At 70.3% G+C, this 8,816-nt stretch carries 9 protein-coding genes; 3 read left to right on the top strand and 6 right to left on the bottom strand.

Annotated features, from left to right (window positions below; genetic code table 11):
* Positions 1 to 22 precede the first annotated feature (22 nt).
* Together D8M34_RS17330 and D8M34_RS17325 are read right to left on the bottom strand one after the other, a co-directional pair.
* Positions 23 to 370, bottom strand: coding sequence for a hypothetical protein (locus D8M34_RS17330; RefSeq protein ID WP_126894635.1), 348 nt, complete (start codon positions 368 to 370; stop codon positions 23 to 25).
* A 150-nt stretch (positions 371 to 520) separates the two neighbouring features.
* Entirely contained in the window at positions 521 to 1,759 is a 1,239-nt protein-coding gene (locus D8M34_RS17325; protein WP_126894634.1) for a trans-sulfuration enzyme family protein, read from the bottom strand.
* 112 nt (positions 1,760 to 1,871) lie between these two features.
* Between D8M34_RS17325 and D8M34_RS17320 the strand changes: the two genes are divergently transcribed.
* Together D8M34_RS17320 and D8M34_RS17315 are read left to right on the top strand one after the other, a co-directional pair.
* Entirely contained in the window at positions 1,872 to 2,339 is a 468-nt protein-coding gene (locus D8M34_RS17320) for an Lrp/AsnC family transcriptional regulator (RefSeq protein ID WP_025102769.1), read from the top strand.
* 42 nt (positions 2,340 to 2,381) lie between these two features.
* Positions 2,382 to 4,091: an AMP-binding protein gene (locus D8M34_RS17315; RefSeq protein ID WP_126894633.1), complete on the top strand. Its 1,710-nt coding sequence runs from the start codon at positions 2,382 to 2,384 to the stop codon at positions 4,089 to 4,091.
* Positions 4,092 to 4,094: 3 nt separating this feature from the next.
* On the opposite strand, the gene D8M34_RS17310 is transcribed toward D8M34_RS17315, so the two are convergent.
* Together D8M34_RS17310 and D8M34_RS17305 are read right to left on the bottom strand one after the other, a co-directional pair.
* Positions 4,095 to 4,496, bottom strand: coding sequence for a hypothetical protein (locus tag D8M34_RS17310; protein WP_126894632.1), 402 nt, complete (start codon positions 4,494 to 4,496; stop codon positions 4,095 to 4,097).
* A gap of 113 nt (positions 4,497 to 4,609) precedes the next feature.
* Positions 4,610 to 6,082, bottom strand: a complete 1,473-nt coding sequence (locus tag D8M34_RS17305) for an MATE family efflux transporter (protein WP_126894631.1) — start codon at positions 6,080 to 6,082, stop codon at positions 4,610 to 4,612.
* Positions 6,083 to 6,252: 170 nt separating this feature from the next.
* Between D8M34_RS17305 and cycA the strand changes: the two genes are divergently transcribed.
* Positions 6,253 to 7,722 (top strand): D-serine/D-alanine/glycine transporter, encoded by a 1,470-nt coding sequence (cycA, locus tag D8M34_RS17300; protein ID WP_374458964.1) that lies wholly within the window; start codon positions 6,253 to 6,255, stop codon positions 7,720 to 7,722.
* A gap of 3 nt (positions 7,723 to 7,725) precedes the next feature.
* Here the strand turns inward: cycA and D8M34_RS17295 are convergent, their stop codons facing one another.
* Entirely contained in the window at positions 7,726 to 8,178 is a 453-nt protein-coding gene (locus D8M34_RS17295) for a DUF2871 domain-containing protein (RefSeq protein WP_025102774.1), read from the bottom strand.
* Between the two features lie 78 nt (positions 8,179 to 8,256).
* Positions 8,257 to 8,816, bottom strand: a 560-nt coding sequence (locus tag D8M34_RS17290) for a response regulator (RefSeq protein ID WP_148113076.1), incomplete at its 5' end; no start/stop codon positions are given.

Here is an 8,816-nt window from a genome sequence, read left to right as displayed (position 1 = left end):
GATTTCGGAATGGGACGGGAGTTCAGGCGGGGGCTCTTCCGATCTCGAGCGTGGTGGCGCCCGCGGCGGCGGTCGTCGCGCCGTCACTGAGCTTCGCCGATCCCTGCTGCGCCGTCGCGGTGCCTGTCGCGAGATCCTGCGTGCCCGCGGCCAGCTCGTCGGCCCCCGCGGCGAGGTCGGCAGCACCTGCGGCGAGGTCCGCGGATCCCCCCTGCGCGGTGGTGGTGCCGTCCGCGAGTTCCGAGGCGCCCGCGGACACCTTGCTCATCGTGGCGAAGAACAACAGCACCATCGCCGCCAGCAGAAGGCTGAGGACGATCACGGCGATGCGCATGCCGAGGCCGTGCGCGTGGGTCTTTTCACTCGTCATTGAGGACTCCCGGGGTCAGTGGCGTCGTTGCCACCCGCGACTGTAGGCCCGCCCTCTCCGCGACCCCCCGGTTTTGCCGCCAGGTACCAAGTGCCATCTACGGTGGTACTCAGTTTCTTGTCGTCCTCACACAATCGCCGATCCGGCCCCTTATGTGCGAGCCACCCCCGTATGTGACGCACTTTCGGGGGTGGGTCGCACGGAAAGGGGTGGGTCGGCGAGAGTGGCGAAGGCGTTCGCGAGGTCGGCGAGGAGATCGTCGACGTCCTCGAGGCCGATGGACAGACGCAGGACGTCGGCGGCGGGACGCGCCTCCGCGGGGACCGGGCGGTGCGTGAGCGCGGCGGGGTGCTGGATGAGGGAGTCCACGCCCCCGAGCGACACGGCGTGCGTGAAGAGGCGGGTCGCTCCGGCCACCGCTGCGGCCGCTGCATAGCCGCCGCGCAGCCGCAACGCGATCATCGCCCCCGGCCCGCGGAGCTGCCGTTCCAGGATGCCGCGCGGATCCCCGTCGAGCCCGGGATAGAAGACCTCGGCGACCTCGGGCCGATCGACCAGCCACTGCACGATGCGACGAGCGCTCTCCTGCTGGTGCCGCACGCGGACCGGCAGGGTCGTGAGACCGCGGTGCAGCAGGTACGCGCCGAGCGGGTGCAGGAGCCCCCCGGTCACCGCACGCACGCGACGCAGCGCCTCCGCGGTCGTCTCGTCACAGGCGACGACGCCGGCGATGACATCACCGTGGCCGCCGAGGTATTTGGTGGCGCTGTGCAGCGACATCGCCGCGCCGTGATCGATCGGGTTCTGCAGCACGGGGGTCGCGAACGTGTTGTCGACCACGACCGGCACGCTCCCCGCCTGCCGCACGACCTCGGCGATGTCCGCGACCTCGAGGGTCGGGTTCGCCGGCGTCTCCACGACGACGAGTCCGGTGTCGGCGCGCAGCGCAGCGGAGACCTCGTCGGGACGGCAGTACGTCGTCTCCACGCCGAGCAGACCGGACCCGAGCAGGTGGTCGGTCCCTCCGTAGAGCGGACGCACCGCGACGACGTGCCGCGCTCCCGTGGCACCCGTGTGCGCGAGGATCACGGCGGTCATGGCCGCCATCCCGGAGCCGAAGGCGACGGCGGCCTCGGCGTGCTCCAGCTCGGCGAGCGCATCCTCGAAGCGCGCGACCGTCGGATTCCAGAGGCGGGCGTAGACCATGCTGCCGTCCTGCGGCGGGCGGCCCCCGGTGGCCATCGCCTCGTACGAGTCACCGCCGCGCTCGACGTCGGGCAGGGGATTGGTCGTGGAGAGGTCGATCGGCAGGGCGTGGACCCCGAGCGCCTCGAGGTCGGCACGGCCGCTGTGGACGGCCACGGTGTCGGGATGCAGCGGTGCGGTCATCCCTCCACGCTGGCCGAATCGCGGGGTTCTCGCTGGTCTTCGACAGAACAACTCATCGAATCCGGGATCCTCGCTATTCTGTGCAACATCCGGCCGTACCGAGGAGGGCACGTTGGCGAAAGCGCAACTCGACGAGATCGACCTGGAGCTGCTCGCCGCCCTGAGCCGCGATGCGGCCGTCACCAACAAGGCTCTGGCCCACCGCCTCGGACTCGCGGAATCCACCTGCGCCCACCGGATCCGCGGCCTGCGCGAGCGCGGAGTCATCCGCGACACGCGCGTCCGCCTCGACGGCTCCGCTCTCGGCTACCCCCTGCAGGCGATCATCAAGGTGCGCCTCGCGCATCACACCGGGCCCAAGGTCACGGCGCTCTTCGACGCGCTCGTCGCAATCCCCCGCGTGCTCCAGGTGTTCCACGTCGCCGGGGTGGACGACTTCCTCGTGCACGTCGCCGTCCAGGACGCGACCGCTCTGCGCGACATCGTGCTCGAGCACATCACCGTCCACCCCGTCGTCCGCGGCACCGAGACCCAGCTCGTGTTCGAGCTCCGCGACGGCACGGGTTTCCTCCCCCGCTGAACGAGGGGGCAGGATGGAGGGACGCCGTTGCAAAGGAGCACCATGAGCCGTCGTGCCACCCCCGCCACCGAAGCGATCCGCGGGATGAGGGACCTCCTCTTCACGCACGCCACGGACTACGACGCCGCGCGCCGCGAGTTCGCCTGGCCCGACCTGACCGCCTTCAACTTCGCGCTCGAGTGGTTCGACGTCGTCGCCGGGGAGAACCCCGACCGTCCGGCCGTGCAGATCGTCGAGGCCGACCTCAGCCTCCGCTCCTGGACGTACGCCGAGCTCTCCGCCCGGTCCGACCAGGTCGCCGCCTGGTTGCGCGGCCTCGGCATCGGCCGCGGCGACCACGTGATCGTCATGCTCAACAACACGATCGAGCTGTGGGAGGTGATGCTCGCGATCACGAAGCTGGGCGCGGTGTCGATCCCGACCTCGACGCTGCTGTCGGCCTCCGACCTCGCGTACCGGATCGAGCACGGCCGCGCCGGCGCCGTCGTCACCCTCGGCAGCCTGGCCGACCGCCTCGAGGGGATCGACCCCGCGGTGCTGCGCATCGGGGTCGGCGCGTCGCTGCCTGCGGACTGGAAGCGGTTCGCGGACGCCGCCGCCACCACCGAGGAGTTCGTTCCGGACGGCCCGACGCCCGCCGGCGACACGGCCCTGCTGTACTTCACGTCCGGCACGACGAACCGCCCGAAGCTCGTGCAGCACACCCACGTCTCCTACCCCGTCGGCCACCTCTCCACGATGTGGTGGCTCGGCGTGCGCCCGGACGACGTGCACCTCAACATCTCCTCCCCCGGGTGGGCCAAGCACGCCTGGTCGAGCTTCTACTCGCCGTTCCTGGCCGAGGCGACGGTGTTCGTCTACAACTACGACCGCTTCGACGCGAACACGCTCATGGAGGTCATGGACACCCATCACGTCTCGACGTTCTGCGCCCCGCCCACCGTCTGGCGCATGCTCCTCCAGGCCGACCTCTCCCGGCTCGGGCACCCTCCGCGCGAGCTCGTCGGCGCCGGCGAGCCGCTGAATCCCGAGGTCATCGACCGGGTGCGCGAAGCATGGGGCGGCACGATCCGCGACGGCTTCGGGCAGACGGAGATGACCGCCTGCATCGGCAACTCCCCGGGGCAGACGGTCAAGGTGGGATCGATGGGCCGTCCGCTGCCCGGGTACCCGGTCGTGCTGCTCGATCCGTCGACGGGCGAGGTCGTGGAGGACGAGGGCGAGATCGCGCTCGACCTCGCCCAGCCGCCACTCGGCCTCATGGCGGGGTACTACGACGATCCGGAGAAGACCGCGGAGTCGCGGGCCGGGGGCTTCCATCACACCGGAGACATCGCCGTGCGCGACGCCGACGGCTACCTGACCTACATCGGACGCTCCGACGACGTGTTCAAGGCCTCCGACTACAAGATCTCGCCGTTCGAGCTCGAGTCCGTGCTGCTGGAGCACGACCTCGTCGTCGAAGCGGCCGTCATCCCCAGCCCCGACCCCACGCGCCTGGCGGTCCCGAAGGCGTACGTGTGCCTGACGCCGGACGCGGGCGCGGACGAGGCCGCCGCCGCGCGCGCCGTGTTCGGCTACGCGCACGAACGGCTGTCCTCGCACCTGTGGGTGCGGATCATCGAGTTCGTGCCCGAGCTGCCGAAGACGATCTCCGGGAAGATCCGCCGCGTCGAGCTGCGGGCACGCGAGAGCGCCCGCGTGGCCGCGGGCGACGAGGCGCGGCAGCACCGCGACCGCGACTACCGCTGAGCGCTAGGAGACGACGGCGACCGGCGCCGTGGGCGTCGCGGTCGAGCCGGTCTTGAGCGTGGCCGTCGTCGTGGTCGACGGCGCCGGCTTCACGCGCGCCGCCCGGCGTCGCGACTCGAAGCCGCCGGCCGTGAGCATCGCGCGCACGATCCCGCCGATCACGAGCATGCCCACGAGCGACGCGCCCGCCGCGATCAGCGGAAGCCACTGATTCGCGAAGCTCGCGGTGAAGCTCATCAGCGCGCACACGATCCACAGTCCGACCGCGCCGCCCGCGAGCCCCCCGGCTCCGCGGATGATCGCGATCGCGGCCACGATCGCGCAGACCGCGGCGAGCGCCGCACCCACGTATCCGATCGGTACCAGAATGGCGGCCAGGTCTCTGGCCACTCCCAATGTCGTCATGACGACCCCCCGTCCGGCGGAACCCCTCCGCACCTTCGACATTAGAAGTGTCTCTCCGGAAGGCCATCCGTCTCAAGTCCGATCCGGGTCATCCTTCCGGTGGATATCGCGGATCAGCGCCGGACCGGCCACCGCAGCCGGCGGGGGCGCACGACGCGGACCGGGCGGGTGACGACTGCGTCGACCACCATCGAGCCGTCGGTGGGGCCGACGATCGCGATCGCGGAGGTCTCCGTGGCCTCGGCCGGGGCCACGGGTTGCGTCGCGAGCGCGCGATGCGCCTTGACGTAGGCCGGCACGAGGAGCACGATCGCGCCCACCCAGGCGAGCGGGTTGCTGAGGGCCACGCCGTCGAACCCGATCATCGCCCCGAGGACGACCGCGGCGACGACGCGCATCACGAGCTCGATCACGCCGGTGACCGTCGGCACCAGCGTGTGGCCGAGCCCCTGCAGCGCGCCGCGGAACACGAAGAGCATGCCGAGCGCCCAGTAGCCGCAGCCGTTGATGATGAGCATGCGGTGCGCCATGTCGACGACGTCGTCCGAGCCGTCGCCGACGAACAGCCGGACCATCGGCGCGCCGAACGCGATGAGCAGCCCGCCGAGGACGATCGCCGCGGCGACCGCCATCCAGGTGGCCTCGACCACGCCGCGCCGGATGCGGTCGGGGCGGCGTCCACCGTGGTTCTGCGCCGCGTACATCGACACGGCGAGCCCGAGCGAGGAGAGCAGGGCGACCGCCAGGCTGTCCACGCGGGACGCCGTCGTGTAGGCCGCGACCGCGTCGGCGCCGAGCGTGTTGAGCGCGACCTGCACCGTGAGGGTCCCGATCGCGATGATCGAGGCCTGGAAGCCCATGGGGAGGCCGAGGCGCAGGTGGTCGGCGATGTCCGTGCGGGAGATGCGCCAGTCCGAACGACGCAGGTGCAGCATGGGCAGCCGCCGGCGCACGAACTCCAGGCAGAGGATCACCGAGACGGCCTGTGCGACCACGGTGGCGAGCGCGGCACCCGCGACGCCCCACTCCAGCGGACCGACCATGAGCACGACGAGGCCGACGTTGAGTGCACAGGAGACCGTGAGGAACACCAGCGGGGTCTTCGAGTCGCCGATGGCGCGGATGATGGCGGAGAGGTAGTTGAAGAACATCGTCGCGCCCGCGCCGAGGAAGCTGATCTGCGTGAACACCGTCGCCTCGGCCATGAGCTCGGGCGGCGTCTGCAGCAGCGCGAGGATCGGCCCGGCGATGAGCGGCGCGACCACCGTGAGGACCACGCTCGTGATGCCGCTGAGGAGCACGCCCGTGGCGACCGAGCGGCGCACGGCGGCGTCGTCGCGCGCACCGAAGGCCTGGGCGATGGGGATCGCGAAGCCGCTCGTGAGACCCCAGGCGAAGCCGAGGAGGAGGAAGAGCAGGCTGCCCGTCGCGCCGACGGCGGCGAGGGACTGGACGCCGAGATGGCGTCCGACGACGATCGCGTCGGCGAACTGGTAGAGCTGCTGCACGACGTTGCCGAGCAGCAGCGGGATCGAGAAGGCGAGGATGACGCGCCACGGACGGCCCGTGGTGAGGGTGGTGGCCATGAAGGAAGGGGCTCGCAGGGAAAGAGGGAATGGATCGGGGGTGCGCCCAGTTTATCGAATCGTTTCGGGCGAACGGAACACCCCGGGCCGGATTGCCGTCGCCGGGGGGTCGATTTCGGACGAGCGGGCCCCGGTGGTTACTCTGCATCAGTCGAGGACGACCGGAGGAGATGAGCGTGACGAAGGAAGACACGGGGGCCATCCGCCAGGGGCAGACCGCAGCCGGAGGCGAGGAGCACCTGCGGCGCGCGCTCAGCAACCGGCACATCCAGCTGCTCGCGATCGGCGGGGCGATCGGCACGGGCCTGTTCATGGGCAGCGGCAAGACGATCTCCGTCGCCGGCCCCTCCGTGATCTTCGTCTACATGATCATCGGGTTCATGCTGTTCTTCGTCATGCGGGCGATGGGCGAGCTGCTGCTGTCGAACCTCAAGTACAAGTCGTTCAGCGACTTCGCGAGCGACCTGCTCGGCCCGTGGGCGGGCTTCTTCACCGGCTGGACGTACTGGTTCTGCTGGGTGGTCACGGGCGTGGCCGACGTGATCGCGATCGCCGGGTACACCGATGCGCTCATCCCCGGCATCCCGCTGTGGATCCCGGGCCTCCTCGTGGTCGTGATCCTCCTGGCGCTCAACCTGCCCACCGTCGCGGCGTTCGGCGAGATGGAGTTCTGGTTCGCGCTCATCAAGATCGTCGCGATCGTCGCCCTCATCGTGACCGGTCTCGTCATGATCCTCACCGGCTTCTCGCACGACGCCGGCACCGCGAGCTTCGCCAACCTGTGGGAGCACGGCGGCATGTTCCCGCACGGCTTCCTCGGCTTCGTCGCCGGCTTCCAGATCGCGGTGTTCGCGTTCGTCGGGATCGAGCTCGTCGGCACCGCCGCCGCGGAGACGAAGGACCCGAAGCGCAACCTTCCGAAGGCCATCAACGCCATCCCGATCCGGGTCCTGCTGTTCTACGTGGGCGCGCTCATCATCCTCATGTCCGTCACGCCGTGGACCGAGTACGTCGCCGGCGAGAGCCCCTTCATCGCGATGTTCGCCCTCGCCGGACTGGGCATCGCCGCCACCGTCGTCAACCTCGTGGTGCTGACCTCCGCGATGTCCAGCGCGAACTCCGGCATCTACTCCACCTCGCGCATGGTCTTCGGGCTGGCGCAGGACGGCGACGCCCCCCGGTTCTTCGGCCGGCTCTCGAAGCGCCGCGTGCCGCAGAACGCCCTGTTCCTGTCCTGCATCCTGCTGCTGTCCGGCGTCGTGCTGCTCTACGCGGGCAAGGACATCGGCACGGCGTTCGAGATGGTCACCACGGTGTCGGCCGTGTGCTTCATGTTCGTGTGGACGATCTTCCTCTGCAGCTACCTCGTGTACCGGCGCCGGCGTCCGGAGAAGGCGGCGACCTCGGCGTTCACGATGCCGGGCGGCGTGTTCATGGTGTTCGTTGTGCTCGCGTTCTTCCTGTTCATCCTCTGGGCGCTGACCACTCAGCCGGACACCCTGATCGCCCTGCTCGTGACACCGATCTGGTTCGCGATCCTCATCGTCGCCTGGCTGTTCGTGCGGAAGTCGCCGCACCACCTGGAGCGCCACGCCGCGCACATCGCGTACCTGCGCGACGACACGATCCCGGCCGACTGAGCGTCAGGCGACCGACTCGAGGGTCGCGGGCCGTGCGGCCGCGACCTTCGGGGCGAAGACGCGGGGGCGGAGCGCGAGGAACAGCAGCACCATGCCGGCGGCGAGCAGCATGTGCCCCACGCCCGCGATGCCGGCGATCATCTTCGTCGACTCCTGGCCGAGCACCGTGAGGCAGCCGTGCCAGACGAGCATCGCCGAGGTCAGCACGAGCCCGGCGGTGTAGGTCCAGAAGAACCAGCCGAACAGCCGGCTCTCGGAGAGCGCGAAAGCCTTCTCCAGGAGCATCACCACGAGGAAGACGACGAAGCCCAGCACGAGCAGATGCGTGTGCACGAGTCCGAGCTGCGTCGGCGCCCCCTCCGGGAAGCCGTTGATCTTGGTGAACTCACGGTAGAAGAGTCCGGAGGCGACGCCCACCAGCATGGAGGCGAACGCGGCGGTGAAGAGCCTGCGCATGGGAGTCCTTTCTGTCTGCCTCCAGCCTCGCCGTGGGGCCGTCGCCGCGGATCCATCGAACGGTTGAGACCGCGGGCGTCAGAGCAGACCGGACTCCCTGGCGATCGCGACCGCCTTCGCGCGGCTGTCGGCCCCGAGCTTCTCGAAGACGTGCACGAGGTGGGTCTTCACCGTCGCCTCCGTGACGAACAGCGCCTTCGCGATCTCCCGGTTCGAGGCCCCGGTGTCGAGCAGCCGCAGCACGTCGAGCTCGCGCCCCGTGAGCTGCACCCGCGGGGCGCGGAGGGCGCGGCCGACGCGCGCCGTGAGCTCCGGCGTCAGCGCCTGCCCGCCCGACGCGGCCTGTCGCACGGCCCGGACGATGTCCTCCGGGTCGATGTCCTTGAGCAGATATCCCGCCGCCCCCGCCTCGATCGCGCCGAGGATCTGGGCGTCGCGGTCGAACGTCGTGAGTATGAGCACCGCCGGTGCCGGGTCGAGCGCCCGGAGCGCCGCCGTCGTCTGCACGCCGTCCATGCCGGCCCCCAGCCGCAGGTCGCAGAGGACGACGTCGGGACGCAGGTGCCGGGCGAGCACGACCGCCTCCTCCCCCGACGCGGCCTCGCCCACGACCTCGGCGTCGTCGCGGCGGTCGAACA

Source organism: Microbacterium sp. HSID17254 (genome assembly GCF_003989315.1).
Lineage (GTDB): Bacteria > Actinomycetota > Actinomycetes > Actinomycetales > Microbacteriaceae > Microbacterium.
This window is presented reverse-complemented; position numbering and strand designations above follow the sequence as displayed.

What these genes read in the sequence shown, in the direction of transcription:
- D8M34_RS17330 (WP_126894635.1), bottom strand. Translation starts at nt 370, where the DNA reads ATGACGAGTGAAAAGACCCACGCGCACGGCCTCGGCATGCGCATCGCC.
- D8M34_RS17325 (WP_126894634.1), bottom strand. Translation starts at nt 1,759, where the DNA reads ATGACCGCACCGCTGCATCCCGACACCGTGGCCGTCCACAGCGGCCGT.
- D8M34_RS17315 (WP_126894633.1), top strand. Translation starts at nt 2,382, where the DNA reads ATGAGCCGTCGTGCCACCCCCGCCACCGAAGCGATCCGCGGGATGAGG.
- D8M34_RS17310 (WP_126894632.1), bottom strand. Translation starts at nt 4,496, where the DNA reads ATGACGACATTGGGAGTGGCCAGAGACCTGGCCGCCATTCTGGTACCG.
- D8M34_RS17305 (WP_126894631.1), bottom strand. Translation starts at nt 6,082, where the DNA reads ATGGCCACCACCCTCACCACGGGCCGTCCGTGGCGCGTCATCCTCGCC.
- cycA (WP_374458964.1), top strand. Translation starts at nt 6,253, where the DNA reads ATGAGCGTGACGAAGGAAGACACGGGGGCCATCCGCCAGGGGCAGACC.
- D8M34_RS17295 (WP_025102774.1), bottom strand. Translation starts at nt 8,178, where the DNA reads ATGCGCAGGCTCTTCACCGCCGCGTTCGCCTCCATGCTGGTGGGCGTC.